This window comes from Labrys okinawensis, assembly GCF_002982075.1.
Classification (GTDB): domain Bacteria; phylum Pseudomonadota; class Alphaproteobacteria; order Rhizobiales; family Labraceae; genus Labrys; species Labrys okinawensis_A.
The window spans coordinates 261,973-276,356 of sequence record NZ_PUEJ01000007.1 but is presented as its reverse complement, the minus strand read 5'-3'; the positions used below and the strand labels follow the sequence as shown (position 1 = coordinate 276,356).

Sequence of the window (14,384 nt, the reverse complement as noted above, 5' to 3'; positions counted from 1 at the left end):
ATGGTGAAACTCGACAAGCACGGCCCGCTCGTGATCCTGCGCTACCTGCCGCCCTATGAGGACCGGGACGAGCGGGCCTATCTCGACGCGCTGATCGAAATCGGCCGCAACGAGAGCGTCTTTGCCCTGCTGGCGATCTTTGCCGGCGGCGGGGGGCTTTCCCAGGCCGGAGAGCGGGAACAGGCTCTCTGGTTCAAGGCGACGCGCGAACGCTTCGAGCGCCATTGCCGCGCCCTCGCCATCGTCCGGCCGGATGCGAACCCACGCATGATCGAGACCTTCCAGCGCCTGTGGTCGATGCCGCTGACGGCGACGTGCGACGAGCAGGCGGCCAGGCACTTCATCGCACAGCATATGGAGACGGCATGACGGCGCTCGCCCAGGACATTCCTGCCTCCAGACCCGGTCGGCTGCGCCTGTTCGCGGTGCTGGGCGGCCTCTACCTGGCCCAGGCCATTCCTTCCTATCTGATCGCGGCCGCCCTGCCCCCCATCATGCGCGAGGCCGGGGTCTCGCGCACGGCGATCGGCTATCTCAGTCTGCTCTTCCTGCCGCTGGTGCTGAAATTCCTGTGGGCGCCCCTGGTCGATCGCATCCGGCCCTTCGCCCGGGTGCATCGGGCCGGATGGGTGATCCTCACCCAGCTCGGCGTGATCGCCTCCATCCTGGCGCTGCTGCCGCTCGGCCCGACGCATGTCGGCGGCATTCTGGGCATCGGCCTCGTCACGGCGCTGCTGGTCTCCACGCAGGACATCGCCACCGACGGCTATGCCGCCAAATATCTGGCGCCGGAGGACCGGGCCATCGGCAATGCCATCCAGGGCGGCTCGGTGGCGTTCGGCGTGGTGATCGGCGGCACGCTCGGCCTGGTGCTCTACCATCATATCGGCTGGACCGGCATGCTCCTGGTCATCGCCGCCTTCTCGGCCCTGCCCCTGGTCGCCGCCTTCAGCATGTGGGAGGCGCCCGCCGTGCCCTCCGACAGGCCGACGCGGCCCTCCATCATGGCCTTTCTGCGCCGGCCCGAGATCCGCACCGTGCTGTGGATCGCGCTGATCTACCGGATGAGCGAGGGTCTGGTGAAGGCAATGGAAGGTCCCTACCTCGTCGATGCCGGCGTGCCGCTCGACCGCATCGGCTATCTTTCCGGCGTATCGGCGGCGACGGCGGGCCTTGCCGGATCGGCGATATCCGCTTTCCTGGTCAAGCGCTACGGCACCGCCGCCACACTCGGCCTGCTCGGGGGCTTGCGCACCTTGTGCTTTGCCCTCTTTACCGCCCATGCGCTCGGCGTGGTCACCGGCGTCTGGCCCCTGTTCGGCGCCGCCGGCTTCCAGACCTTCATCCGTTATATGGAGATCGTCGCGCTCTACAGCCTGTTCATGAGCGTGACGTCATCGGACCAGCCCGGCACCGACTTCACCATCCTCGCCTGCGCCCAGATGGTGGTCTATCTCGTGGGCTCGCTGATCTCGGGCAAGCTTGCCGATCTCATGGGCTATGGCGCGCTCTTCGGCCTCGCCACCGCCCTCTCGGCCATCGCCGTCCTCGCCACCATCCGCTTGCTGGCGAATGTCGGCCGCCCTCAGGAGACCACGCCATGATCCCGGGGCACCTCACCCCGGGACACCTCTTCCCGGGCGCGATCGTCCAGACGCAGCAAAGCGAGGCAGGTTGCAATCGCGATGCCGACGGCCATGGCGAAGGGCAGCTCCGGCGACAAGGCAAAGGCGGCGCCGCCGCAGAGCGCGCCCAGTCCCTGTCCGGCCGCATGGGTGCTGGCGAGCCAGCCGGCGGCTCCCGCCTGGCCATGCGCCGTGACACGCTGGGCGAGGCAGGCCGTATAGGCCGGCGTCGCCACCGCCAGCCCGACGCCGGCCCAGACCGCACCGGCCGGCACCAGCCAGGGAACGGGCGCCAGGATGATGGCCAGGCACCCCAGTGCGAAGCCCGCAATGCCCCAGCGCATGTTGCGTCCGAGTTGGAAGGCCAGGCGCGGCACCAGCAGGATCTGCGTCGCGATCATGGCAACCGCCACCGCGGCATAGCTAGCGCCTCCCAGTCCCGCGGCGGCGACGGCATCGAGGCCGAAGCGGTGCTGCAGGAACAGGCCGAGCACGAGCTGGATCTGGCCGAAGCCGAAGGTCAGAGCAAAGCCGACGGCAAGCAGCGGCAGGACGCGCCGGATATTGGCGCGCCGGCTCGAGCGTTCACCCTTCCTGCCGATTGCGGGGGTGGCCGGCAGGTTCGGCGCGCACAGCAGCAGCAGCGGGCTGGCGACCATCATGAAAACGGGCACGATGACGCCGGCTCCTGCGCCCAGCGTCACCAGGGAGCCGGCGATGCGGCCGACATTCAGGCCGGCGCTGAGATTGGCAAGCGCAGCCGGGCGACGCTCCGCGGCGCTACGCTGCACGATGGCAGCCTGAGCGTGCGGCATTACCCCGGCAGCACCGACGCTGTAGAGCAGGCGCGAGACCAGGAGCAGCCCGAGCGCGGTTGCGGGCACACCGACATGGAGCGCTCCAGCGAACAGGCCCTGGCCTGCCACCATCAGGCAGGCGAGCCCGGCGAAAAACGGCCTGATCCGCCATGCCGCGCCATGATGCCCCCAGAGCGGGGCCGCCACCAGGAAGACCGCCGCGCCCAGGAAGGCGACGACGCCGATCTGCGGCGCCGCCAGCCCCGTCCTTTCGGTGACGATCGGCACCAACGCCAGCAGGGCCGATTGGCCGAAGCCCGACGAGGCGGCGATCAGAGCCAGGCGAAGACTGTCCGCACGCGAAACAGAGGAAGCGCCGTCTCCAGCCATGCTTTTCTCCAAATAATTTCCTTGATCCAATTAGAAATAAACTCTAGGGAATTCAACAGTAAAATTTAATTTTATATAGAAGATTTATAAATTGTACAAGTAATTTCTTCTATAAATTACTTGTACAATTTGGAGTTCTGCTGAAAAGGAACACCATGAACGCTATCGACCTGATCAGACGATCCATCGATACCGCCCACGACGTCTCCATGCGCGCCTTCCTGAACAGCCTGATGCGCGAATGGCAGGGCTGGACGATGGAACATGAAGACGGCAGCGCCGGAAACGGCTGGCTTCTCGCCCGCTTTCCCCTGCCGCGCCGTGGCGGCCATGTCGCCATCGAGGTGACGCATCGATCGCGCGTGGCCTATCACGGCTTCCGGCCGCCCTTCCTGGAATTTTCGGGCGCGACGCCCCCGCGCCCGATCAGCTTCCAGGAGTTCGTCTTCCTGCTCGCCAGCGAACCGGACATCGTCGGCAGCGCCGACAAGGACAGGAGCCTCACCTTCCTGTCGCGGGTATTCGACAGCATCAGGAACATCGAGGATGTGACAGCGCGCGTCCCCTCCCCCGATGTCTATTTCGCGCAGCGCGATCCCAGCTTCGCCGAGGCCGAGGGCTCGTTGCGCTTCGGCCATGCCGTGCATCCCACCCCGCGCAGCCGCGACCAGTTCACCCTGGAGGATTCCAGGCGCTTCGCCCCCGAATATCGGCGCGGATTCGCCCTGCGCTGGTGGGCCGCCGATCCCGCGCTGGTGCTTCAGGACAGTTCGCGTACCCAGAGCGCAGCCGAGCTCTGCCAGGCGCTGGCCGCCAGCGATCCTGCGATGGATCCGGAGGTCGTGCAGGCTGCGAAGAACCGCGTTCTTCTGCCGATGCATCCCTGGCAGGCGGCGCAGCTGGCGCTCGATCCGGCCATCGACGGCCTGTTCCGCCGCGGCTTTCTTCAGGATCTCGGCCATGCCGGCTCCCCTTGGCAGGCGACCTCGTCGCTGCGCGCCATCCATGCCCCGCACGCCGACTGGATGCTGAAATTCTCGCTCAGCCTGCGCCTCACCAATTCGCGCCGGGTCATCGAAACCCGCGAATGCGAGCGAGGCATCGAGATCGATCGCCTCCTGGCCGGTGAAGTCGGCCGGACCATCGCCCGGCGCTTCCCGAGCTTCAAGGTGATGGGCGAACCCGCCTATCTCCTGCTGCGGGACGCCGACGGCCAGGCCCTGCCGCAGACCACGGTGATCCTGCGCGAAAACCCGTTCAAGGGGGACAGCCAGCCCTCCGCCGCCGTGCTGGCCGCGCTTTGCGAGATCTACCCCGACGGGCATGACAGTGCCCTCGCCGCCGTCGTCCGGCGCATCGCCGGGCAGGAGCCGGCCGATCCCGCCGGGGTGGCGCGCCGCTGGTTCCGCCAGTTCCTCGACAAGGTCGTCGCACCCTTCCTGCAGATCCAGGCCGATATCGGCCTCCTTTTCGGTGCGCATCAGCAGAACATCGTGGTGGAACTCGCGGAAGGCTGGCCGGCGGGCGTGCATTTCCGAGACTGCCAGGGCACCGGCTATATCCGCGAATTCCTTCCCGAGCTCGCGGCCAAGGCGCCCGGTAGCCCGATGCGGGCTGGCCATGTCTTCAATTCCAGCGATGCCGCCCGGCTCGTGGGCTACTACCTCCTCGTCAATTCGGTCTTCGCGGTGATCGGCGCGCTCGGCACCTCGCGTCTCATCGCCGAGGACATCCTGATCGGCGACCTGCGCTTCTTCCTCGAAGAGCTCGCCGCCCTGCCGCTCGCCGACAAGACCTGCCTCACCTACCTCCTCGACGCGCCGACGCTCGGCAGCAAAGGAAACTTCATGATCTGCTTCCGCAACATCAATGAAAACACGGAGGTGACCGATCCTCTCGCCGGCTATGTGCCCTTGCCCAACCCCATCGCGGAGGCCGCGGCATGACCCTGCAGATGAAGATCGATCCCACCGAGATCGCCGTTTCCCCCGCGCCGAGCCGGCACTGGCCTCTCGGCCTCGACGGCGAAGCTGTCATCGAGAGCCTCCTGCAGGCGGATGGCAGCCTTGAACTGGTTGCCCAGGCTGGCCCGGTGACAATCGGACGGGCCGGGTTGCGCGCTCCGGAAGGCGACGGGCCGGGCTTTCTTGCCATCCGCCAGCCCGATGCCTCTCATCCTGGCGATGTCCATATCATTGCCGTCCTGGTGGAAGCCGCCTTCCAGCTCTTCCCCGCCATGTCCGCCCTGCATCTGCCCGATGTCGCCTCCAGGCCGGGCCTGCTCGCCCTCTCTGCCCAGGTCGTGGCGGACCAGGAAACGGGCACGAGCGCCGTCCGCATCGCCCGCGAGCATTTCTACCAGCTGCCTTTGCTCTGGCACCGGCCGGAAGGGCTGCGCGCCTTTCCCGAGATCCGATCCGCCATCGGCCCGCAGGACCGCCTGCCGCCCTTGCGGCCGCCGCAGCCGACCGGCACCTTCTACCGGCGCTGGATTCCGGAGCTCAGAACCACGCTGTCGATGCGGGCCATTGATCGGCGCCGCGATCTCAAGCTGTTCCATGGCTGGATGAACCAGCCGCGTGTCGCCTTCTTCTGGGAGCTGGCCCAGAGCGAGGCCGAGCTCGACCGCTATCTCGCCGATCAGGAAGCCGATCCGCATATCTTCGGCGTGATCGGCAGCCTGGGCGACGAGCCATCCGGCTATTTCGAATTCTACTGGGCCAAGGAAGACCGGCTCGGTCCCTTCTACGACGCGGAGGATTACGATCGCGGCTGGCACGGCCTGATCGGCAATTCCCGCCATCTCGGCCGCGCCAGGACCGGCACCTGGTTCCGCTCGGTGACCCACTGCCTGTTCCTGGACGAGCCGCGCACCCGCCGGGTGGTCGGCGAGCCTCGCGCCTCCCACCAGAAGATGCTGAGCTATTGCGCCCAGACCGCGTATGACAAGGTGAAGGAATTCGACTTCCCGCATAAGCGCGCGGCTCTGGTGTGCTGCCAGCGCGAGCGCTTCTTTCGGGAGGTGACGCTATGACCGGCGGCAGCCCAACCCTCGGCCCTCTGCCCGGTGGCGGGTCCATCGACGCCGGACTCTGGCTGGCGCTGAACCGGGCCGTCATCGCCAAGGCGATCAGCGAACTCACCTTCGAGGAAGGCCTCACGCCCGAGCCGGCCAATGCCGAGGCCACCCAGTGGATCCTGCGCCTGGGCGGTGGCGTCGCCTATCGCTTCAAGGCGGTACGCCGCATCTGGGGCAATCTGTCGATCGACGCCGCCAGCCTGATGCGACAGGACGGCGCCGCACTGCGCCCCGCCGACGATGCCGCCGGCTTCATGCTCGATGCCCGCGAAACCCTGGACATCGAGCCGGACACGCTGTGCATCTACGCCAAGGAGCTGTTCAGCACCTTGTTGGCGGATGCCCGAATCGCGACCATGGCCGGCTCCGGCGAAAGCGAACATCTGCTCACCCTGCCGGACGACCAGCTCCAGGCCTATCTCGACGGCCATCCCAAGGCGCCGGCCAGCAAGGGCCGCATCGGCTGGGGCCTCAGCGACTTCGCCCATTATGCGCCCGAATTCCAGCCGACCTTCCAGCTGTTCTGGCTGGCCGCGGATCGCAGCCGTTGCCGCCTGAGCCTGGCCGGGGACATCGACGAGGAGGCGCTGCTCGCCGCCTCCCTCGGCGAGGACGAGCGCAAGAGGCTGCAGGCCGCCTGCAAGGCCGCAGGCCTCGATCCGGCGCGCTTCATGCTCCTGCCGGTGCATCCCTGGCAGTGGGACAACATGATCGTGGCGCAATTCGCCGGCGAGATCGCGGCCGGGCGCATCGTGCCGCTCGGGCTTTTCGGCGATGCCTATCGTCCCCTGCAGTCGCTGCGCACTCTCGCCAATGCGGCCTCGCCAGCCAAGCTTCACCTCAAGCTCTCGCTCACCATCCTCAACACCTCGGCCTGGCGCGGCGTGCCCGGCAAATACATGGCGATCGGCCCGGCCTTCTCGAACTGGCTGGCCGACAAGACCGAGCAGGATCCCGAACTTGCCGATGCGCTGGTGCTGCGCGAATGCGCGGGCGCCTTCTATCCCCATCCTCTCTATGAGCGGATCGCCGACGCTCCCTACCAATTCCGCGAGATGCTGGGGGTAATCTGGCGCGAGAGCCCGGAAACCGGCCTCGCCACGGGGCGGCGCCCGCTGATGCTCGGCGCCCTCATCAAGAGCGATTTTGCCGGCGTGCCACTCGCCAGCGCCCTGATCGCGGCATCGGGCCTGTCGCATGCGGCATGGCTGTCACGCCTGTTCGACGCCGTCGTCCTGCCGCTCTACCATTTCCTCTGCCGTTACGGCGTGGGCTTCATCGCCCATGGCCAGAACATCACCGTGCTGCTCGACGGCGCCGTTCCCTGCGGCGTAGCGCTGAAGGACCTACAGGGCGACGTCGACCTCGTGGACCAGGAATTCCCGGAAGCCGCGGACCTTGCGCCGGCCATCCGCGAGGCCCTGCTGAAGCGGCCGGCGGCCCATCTCCTGCAGCACCTGCAGACCGGGCATTTCGCCAGCGTGCTGCGCTTCCTTTCCGATACGCTGGCAAGCCACGATCGTTTTCCTGAAATCGAGTTCTACGGCGTGCTCGGGCAGCGCCTGCGCCTCTATCAGGAGCGTCATCCCGATCTCGCGCACCGCTTCGAGCTGTTCGATCTCTTCACGCCGAAGGTGCCGCGCATCTGCATCAACCGCGTCAGGCTCGCCATCGGCTATGGCGACGCCAATCGCCGCCCGGTGCCGAGCCTGGGCAGCGAACTCGACAACCCCCTTCACCTTGCTGAACGCGAATCCCGCCCCCGCCGGGACCGCGATTTCGCCGACAAATCCGCAGGAGTTCAGGCATGACACAGCGCAATCCGCTCGACCTCGCCGGCATCGGTATCGGCCCGTTCAACCTCAGCCTCGCCGCCCAACTCGATGCCATCGACGGCGTCGAGGCCGCCTTTTTCGAGAAACGCGAGCGCTTCGACTGGCATCCGGGCATGATGCTGCCCGACGTGACGCTGCAGACCTCCTTCCTCAAGGATCTGGTCACGGCCACCAATCCGACCAGCCCGTGGAGCTTCATCGCCTATCTCGTGGCGCATCGGCGCTTCTATGACTTCATCAATGCCGAGTTCGCCGACGTGCCGCGCCAGGAATTCGCCAATTACCTGGCCTGGGTCGCCAAGGGCCTGGACAGCCTGCGCTTTGGCGAAGATGTGCAGACCCTCGACTTCGATGGCCGCCACTTCATCTTGCAGACGGGCAACGGCTCGGTGGAAGCCCGCAACGTCGCCCTCGGCATCGGCCTGCAGCCCTATCAGCCGGACTTCGTGCGCAAGCTGACCGGCCAGAACCATTTCCACTCCTCGCGCGCCGCCTTCGAACTCGCCCGTGCCGCGGGCAAGCGCGTGGCGGTGATCGGCGGCGGCCAGAGCGGCGCGGAGATCCTGCTGCATCTGCTGGGAGCGGGCGAAGCCGCGGCCGCGTCGGTCGACTGGATCAGCCTGCGCCCGAACTTCCAGCCGCTCGATGCCACGCCCTTCACCAACGAATTGTTCACCCCTCACTATGTGCGCAATTTCCACAATCTCGCCGAGGGGCGCCGCCTGTCCACCGTGGAGCGCGAGAAGCTGGCGGGCGATGGTGTCTCCGCCTCCACCCTGTCGCAGATCTACCGCCGCCTCTACACGCTACGCCATATCGAGCGTGGTGGCCCGCAGGCCCGGCTGATGCCGCATCGCGAGGTGCTGGACGTCGAACAGGGCGCCGGCGGCTTCCGGCTGGTGATGCGCAACGGCTTCGACGGCGGCATCGAATTCAGCCAGGCCGACGTGATCGTGCTGGCCACGGGCTACAGCTATCGCCTGCCCGACTGCCTCTCGCCGATCCAGGACCGCATTGCGATCGACGGGACAGGCCGGCTGCGGCTGGATGCCGATTTCTCGGTGAAATGGGACGGCCCGGCCGATAACCGCATCTTCGCGCTGAACGCGGGGCTGATCAGCCACGGCATCGCCGAGCCGCAGCTCAGTCTGATGGCCTGGCGCAGTGCGGTGATCGCCAATGCCCTGATCGGGCAGCCCTTCTTCGACGTCGAGCCGCCGGCCTCGCCGCTGGCCTGGTCGACGGGCAGCGACCAGGCCGAGATCGCCGACGCGGAAGTCGAATATCTGCGCCGCCCCTCCCATCGCAGCTGCTGACATTCGCCGGCCGGAGCGGAAAGCTCATATCAGGCCTTGAGAATGCCGACGCATTCTCAAGGCCTGATTTTTGAGTAAAAGTGCGTTTCCGCCAAAACGCGCCTTGCTCCAGAGTGAACCATGCCCAATCCCGTCCGCACCATCGAACATCTGACGATCGCGATGCCCGATGGCATCAGGCTGGCGGCGCGCCTGTGGCTGCCGGAAGGAGCGGAGACCGCGCCTGTTCCCGCCATCCTGGAATATATCCCCTATCGCAAGCGGGACGGCACGCGTTCGCGCGACGAGGCCATGCATGGCTGGTTCGCGGCGCATGGCTACGCCGCCATCCGCGTCGACATGCGGGGGTCGGGCGACAGCGAGGGCCTGCTCGACGACGAATATCTGCCGCTGGAACAGGAGGATGCCTGCGCCGTGATTGCCTGGATCGCGCAGCAATCCTGGTGCGACGGCAAGGTCGGCATGATCGGCAAGAGCTGGGGCGGCTTCAACGCCCTGCAGGTCGCCGCTCGCCGGCCGCCGGCCCTGAGGGCGGTGATCAGCGTGTGCTCCACCGACGACCGCTATGCCGACGACGTGCATTTCATGGGCGGCGCCCTTCTGGCGGACAATCTGTGGTGGGGCTCGGCGATGATGGCCTGGCAGGCCTTGCCGCCCACGCCCTCCCTCCACGGCGAAGGCTGGCGCGAGGCCTGGGAGAAGCGCCTCGATCATCTGCCCTTCTTTCCGGCGATCTGGGCCAGCGAGCAGCATCGCGGCACCTATTGGCGGCAGGGCTCGGTCTGCGAGGACTGGTCCGCCATCGAAGTACCGGTCTTCGCTGTCGGCGGCTGGGCGGACGCCTATTCCAATGCGATCCCCCGCCTCCTCGAGCATCTGCCGGGCCCGCGCCTCGGCCTGATCGGGCCCTGGGCCCATCACTACCCCCATCAGGGCACGCCCGGCCCCGCCATCGGCTTCCTGGAGGAGGCCCTGCGCTGGTGGGACCACTGGCTCAAGGGGCAGGACAACGGCATCATGTCCGAGCCGATGCTGAGGGCCTATATGCAGGAACGCGGCACCTCGGAGGAGGGCCGCAATGGCCGCTGGATCGGCGAGGCCTCCTGGCCCTCCCGCCTGATCACCCGGCGGCCGATGTTCCTTTCACCCGGCCAGCTCTGGTGGCGGCCGGCACCCGCCGCCGAACTTGCCATCCGCTCGCCCCTGTGGTGCGGCGCCGGCGGCGGCGAATGGATGAGCTCCGGCCTGCCGGGCGAAGCGCCGGCCGACCAGCGCCTCGACGACGGCCTGTCCCTCGTCTTCGATTCCAAGGAACTCGCCGACCGTACCGAGATCCTCGGCGCACCGGAGCTGGTGCTGGAAATCGCCTCCGACCGGCCGACGGCGCAGATCCATGTGCGGCTGTGCGATGTCGCGCCGGACGGCTCCTCCGAGCGCGTCTCCTATGCCATCCTCAATCTCACCCATCGGGACGGCCACGCCGAGCCCAAGCCCCTCACGCCCGGCGAGTTCGAAACGGTTCGCATCAGGCTCAATGATTGCGCCCATGCCTTCGTCGCCGGCAACCGCATTCGCCTGTCGATTGCGACTTCGGCCTGGCCGATGGTCTGGCCGGCACGCGAGCAGGCGACACTGACGGTCCGCACCGGCGAGGCCGCCCTGATCCTGCCGGTGCGCCGGCCGCGGCGCGAAGACGCCGCCCTCGCCTTTCCGCCCGTCAGCATGGCGGAGACCGGCCCGGTACATACGAGCCGTCCGCCCCAGGCCGAGCGCAGATTCAGCCTCGACCTCATCGAAGGCACCGCCCATCTCGTGGTCGACGGCGACGCCTTCGGCTCGGCGCCGATGCGTTTTGAAGAAATCGCCACCGATTTCGCCCATAAGCTGCGCCGGGAATTCTCGATCCGGGACGGCGAGCCTCACAGCGCCCGCCAGACGGTGACGCATCACTGCACGCTCGCCTGCGACGGAATCGAATTCCGCATCGAAGCCGAAGCCCGCATGATCGCCAATGACGAGAATTTCGAGATCAGCGCCCGGATCCAGGCTTTCCAGGACTGGGTCGAGATCGCCGACCGCAGCTTCCACGAGGTGATCCCGCGCCGGCTGGTGTGAGGGGCCGGGCGCAGGCGGCTAGGCAGTTTCAGGGGGTCATTGCGAGCACAGCGAAGCAATCCAGTGCGAGGTGTGCGGCAAAGCTGGATTGCTTCGCTGTGCTCGCAATGACGCGTTCTTCTCTTTCACGCCGCCCGTTTCAGCAGGAAAGCATCGTGCCGCACGAGAAAGGCGCGCAGGCGATCGGGATAGTCGGGCGTGACGGCCGCCCGCACGCTGGGGCGCACTGACAGCGCCTGGCGCCAGGCCTGCACGCGCGGCAACCCGGCGAAGAGGGCGGTATCGGCGAGGGTGTCGAACACGTCGAAATAACGGAAGATCGGCGCATAGACCGCATCGACCAGGCTGAAGGCCTCGCCCGCGAAATAGGGACCGGTGCCGAGCACCTCCTCCACGCGGGCGAATTTGTCCGCCATCCTCGCGCGGGCTTGTTCGAAACCCGCCGCATCGGGGGCCGTCTCCAGGCCCCAGAGATCGGCGAGGATGGCAGACCCGAACTCCATCCATGCCCGATGCCGAGCCCGCACCAGCGGATCAGCGGGATGCAGCTTGGGGCCCTGCACTGTCTCCTCCACGAATTCGCAGATGACGCTGCTCTCGAACAGCACAGCCTGTTGCTGCCCAGCCTTCTCCACCAGCAGCAACGGCACCTTGCCGAGCGGGGATAAAGCCGTGAACCAGCCGGGTTTGGCGGCAAGATCGATGAAGCGCCGTTCGAACGGCGCTCCCTTTTCCATCAGCGCGATCGCCGCCCGCTGCACATAGGGGCATAGATGATGGCTGACGAGCGTCAGCCTGGCGGGGTGAGAGATGGTGCTCATGCCGCCACCTTCATGCCTTCCGCCTGCATTGCGGCCTGCACGGCGGGACGAGCGCCGACGCGTGCCATGAAGGCACGGATCGCCGGGAAGGGTGCGAGATCCACCTTGGTATAGGGCGACCAGCCGACGATGGTAAAGAGATAGGCATCGGCTGCGGTGAAGGTCTCGCCCAGCAGGAAGGGACCGCCCTCGGCCAGATGACGCTCGACGGTGGCGAGGCGCTCGGCGATCTTGGCACGGGCGACGTCCTGGGCCTGCGTGCCATGTTCGGGATGGAACAGCCACGGGCTGTACATCTTGTGCAGTTCCGAGGCGATGAAGTTCAGCCAGGACTGGAGGCGGGCCCGTTCGACCGTGCCGGCGGCCGGCGCCAGGCGGCTCTGAGGCTTGAGATCGGCGAGATATTGGCTGATCGCCGCGCCCTCGGTCAGTACCGAGCCGTCGTCGAGGCGCAGCGCCGGCACGTAGTGGTTGGGATTGACGCTGGTGTAGTCCACGCCCTGCTCGGTCACGTGCGGGCTCCTGCGCAGGTCGACCCGCTCCAGTTCCAGCGCGATGCCGGCCTCCTTCGCCACGATGTGGGGCGAGAGCGAGCACGTGCCAGTGGCATAATAGAGTTTCATGTCCGTTCCTTTCACTTGAAGCATCCGCGCACCGACACCCGGCGGGGTCGCGGCCTGTCCGATGCAAAGGTTAGGGCAATGCATGCACGCATGGCCAATTGGGATTGCACCAGAAGCGCTTGCGTGACTGCAAGCGCTTCTGGTGCTATGCAGGCACTATGGATGATTGGAACGAATTGCGCCTGGTGCTGGCGATCCAGCGCGCCGGCAGCCTGACCGCGGCGGCCAAGGCCCTGGCGGTCGATCACTCGACCGCCTTCCGGCGCCTCAACGCCCTGGAAGCGCGCCTGGACCTGCGCCTGTTCGAGCGCCTGCCCGGTGGCCTCTACCAGACGACGGCCGCAGGCGAGCGCATGGCGGTCGCCGCAGAACGCATGGAGGACGAGGCGCTGGCGCTCGACCGCGACATCACTGGCCGCGACCACCGCCTGTCGGGCCGGCTGCGCGTCACCTCCTCGGAGACCCTGGCCTATAGCCGGCTGACGCGACATCTCGCCAGCTTCCGCCAGGCCCATCCGGGCATCGTGGTCGAGCTTGCCATCGACAACCGCGTGCTCAGCCTGTCGCGGCGCGAGGCCGACATCGCCTTCCGCCCGGTGCGGCCGAGGGAAGGCGATCTATGGGGCAGGAAGCTCGCCGGCATGGCCTGGACCTTCTACGGCGCACCGGCTCTGGTGGCCGCGAATGGCGGGCCGGCCACAGCCACTGCTGATCTGGCCGGCCAGACCTTTGTCGGCTGGCAGGAGGGCACGGCAGGCATCCGGGCCGCCGACTGGCTGGCGCAGCATTTGCCCGCCGACGCCATCGCCTATCGCTCGAACAGCCTGGTCAACCAGGCTGTCGCCGCCAAGGCCGGCCTCGGCCTTGCCCTGCTGCCTTGCTATCTCGGCGACAGCGATCCGGCCCTTGCCCGCGCCCTCGCCGAACCGATGCCCGAACTGACGGGCGAATTGTGGATCGTCACCCATGGCGACCTCAAGAACACCGCTCGCATCCGCGCCTTCTTCGATCTCGTCGGCAATGGCCTGGCCGCCGAGAAACGCTTGTTCGAGGGTCATGGCGTTCCAGCCGTGGCAGGTACGGTCAGGACATAAAGGAGCAAAACCGCTTGCACAGTCCCATGCCGAATAAACCTCCCCCTGCCGCTGGCTCGGTCTTGCACCTCGGCGCCAGCCAGGGAACTGTGATGGACGTGGCATAGTACCAATGAATGGTATATATTGGTGCTAACTTGGAGGAGCGAACATGCAGCGCAACACCTCGGTCTCCTTGGGAGATCACTTCGTGACCTTCATCGACGAACAGGTCGGCTCGGGCCGTTACGGGTCTGCGAGTGATGTCGTACGAGCCGGGCTGCGTCTGCTCGAAGAGCAGGAAATGCGACTTCAAGCCCTGCGCGACGCTCTGATCGCCGGCGAGGAGTCCGGACCTCCCAAACCATTCGACGGTGAGGCCTTCCTCAAACGGTTGCATGACAAGCATGCCGGATAGAGCCAGCCGCTATCGCCTCACGCCTCTGGCCGAAAGCGATCTTGAGGAAATCTGGCTTTATACGCTCCGAACGTGGTCTCGCGAGCAGGCCGACAGCTATTTTCACACACTTGTGGCAGCCTTCGAGGGGCTGGCCGCCGGCACAAAAACCGGCCGCCTCGTTGAGATCCGGGAAGGTTATCTCAAATACAATATCGGCTCGCATGTCGTATTCTATCGCCAAGCAGGGCAAACCATCGACATTATCCGCATATTGCATCAGCGCATGGATATCGGCCGGCATCTGTAGATA

At 66.6% G+C, this 14,384-nt stretch carries 13 protein-coding genes; 10 read left to right on the top strand and 3 right to left on the bottom strand.

Translation table 11 applies throughout. From position 1 onward, the window contains the following. The gene (locus C5L14_RS20405) at positions 1 to 369 is read left to right on the top strand and encodes a hypothetical protein (RefSeq protein WP_105863899.1); all 369 of its coding nucleotides are present in this window, start codon (positions 1 to 3) and stop codon (positions 367 to 369) included. Beyond that, positions 366 to 1,604, top strand: coding sequence for an MFS transporter (locus C5L14_RS20400; RefSeq protein ID WP_105863898.1), 1,239 nt, complete (start codon positions 366 to 368; stop codon positions 1,602 to 1,604). Before C5L14_RS20405 ends, C5L14_RS20400 begins: the two co-directional genes overlap by 4 nt. Here C5L14_RS20400 and C5L14_RS20395 read toward each other — a convergent pair. Continuing rightward, complete coding sequence (locus C5L14_RS20395; RefSeq protein WP_105863897.1) at positions 1,586 to 2,812, bottom strand: MFS transporter; 1,227 nt, start codon at positions 2,810 to 2,812, stop codon at positions 1,586 to 1,588. The genes C5L14_RS20400 and C5L14_RS20395 overlap by 19 nt on opposite strands. Positions 2,813 to 2,967: 155 nt before the next feature. Here C5L14_RS20395 and C5L14_RS20390 point away from each other — a divergent pair, with 155 nt between their 5' ends. From C5L14_RS20390 to C5L14_RS20370, 5 genes are all read left to right on the top strand, one after another. Beyond that, the gene (locus C5L14_RS20390; RefSeq protein ID WP_105863896.1) at positions 2,968 to 4,758 is read left to right on the top strand and encodes an IucA/IucC family protein; all 1,791 of its coding nucleotides are present in this window, start codon (positions 2,968 to 2,970) and stop codon (positions 4,756 to 4,758) included. Next, on the top strand, positions 4,755 to 5,846 hold the full coding sequence (locus C5L14_RS20385; protein ID WP_105863895.1) for a GNAT family N-acetyltransferase: 1,092 nt from the start codon (positions 4,755 to 4,757) through the stop codon (positions 5,844 to 5,846). Before C5L14_RS20390 ends, C5L14_RS20385 begins: the two co-directional genes overlap by 4 nt. After that, entirely contained in the window at positions 5,843 to 7,702 is a 1,860-nt protein-coding gene (locus tag C5L14_RS20380; protein WP_105863894.1) for an IucA/IucC family protein, read from the top strand. The genes C5L14_RS20385 and C5L14_RS20380 overlap by 4 nt, the downstream gene beginning before the upstream one ends. Next, positions 7,699 to 9,042 (top strand): lysine N(6)-hydroxylase/L-ornithine N(5)-oxygenase family protein, encoded by a 1,344-nt coding sequence (locus tag C5L14_RS20375; protein ID WP_105863893.1) that lies wholly within the window; start codon positions 7,699 to 7,701, stop codon positions 9,040 to 9,042. The genes C5L14_RS20380 and C5L14_RS20375 overlap by 4 nt, the downstream gene beginning before the upstream one ends. Positions 9,043 to 9,162: 120 nt before the next feature. After that, entirely contained in the window at positions 9,163 to 11,157 is a 1,995-nt protein-coding gene (locus C5L14_RS20370) for a CocE/NonD family hydrolase (RefSeq protein WP_105863892.1), read from the top strand. Between the two features lie 125 nt (positions 11,158 to 11,282). Here the strand turns inward: C5L14_RS20370 and C5L14_RS20365 are convergent, their stop codons facing one another. Then, entirely contained in the window at positions 11,283 to 11,978 is a 696-nt protein-coding gene (locus C5L14_RS20365; RefSeq protein ID WP_105863891.1) for a glutathione S-transferase family protein, read from the bottom strand. Next, positions 11,975 to 12,601 (bottom strand): glutathione transferase GstA, encoded by a 627-nt coding sequence (gstA, locus tag C5L14_RS20360; protein WP_105863890.1) that lies wholly within the window; start codon positions 12,599 to 12,601, stop codon positions 11,975 to 11,977. Before gstA ends, C5L14_RS20365 begins: the two co-directional genes overlap by 4 nt. Positions 12,602 to 12,759: 158 nt before the next feature. Between gstA and C5L14_RS20355 the strand changes: the two genes are divergently transcribed. The 3 genes from C5L14_RS20355 (at position 12,760) to C5L14_RS20345 (ending at position 14,381) form a co-directional block, all read left to right on the top strand. Further along, on the top strand, positions 12,760 to 13,695 hold the full coding sequence (locus C5L14_RS20355; protein ID WP_105863889.1) for a LysR family transcriptional regulator: 936 nt from the start codon (positions 12,760 to 12,762) through the stop codon (positions 13,693 to 13,695). Positions 13,696 to 13,846: 151 nt separating this feature from the next. Next, the gene (locus C5L14_RS20350; RefSeq protein ID WP_068297845.1) at positions 13,847 to 14,092 is read left to right on the top strand and encodes a type II toxin-antitoxin system ParD family antitoxin; all 246 of its coding nucleotides are present in this window, start codon (positions 13,847 to 13,849) and stop codon (positions 14,090 to 14,092) included. Next, a complete protein-coding gene (locus C5L14_RS20345; protein WP_245443446.1) occupies positions 14,073 to 14,381 on the top strand; it encodes a type II toxin-antitoxin system RelE/ParE family toxin in 309 nt (102 codons plus the stop codon). The genes C5L14_RS20350 and C5L14_RS20345 overlap by 20 nt, the downstream gene beginning before the upstream one ends. Positions 14,382 to 14,384 lie beyond the last annotated feature (3 nt).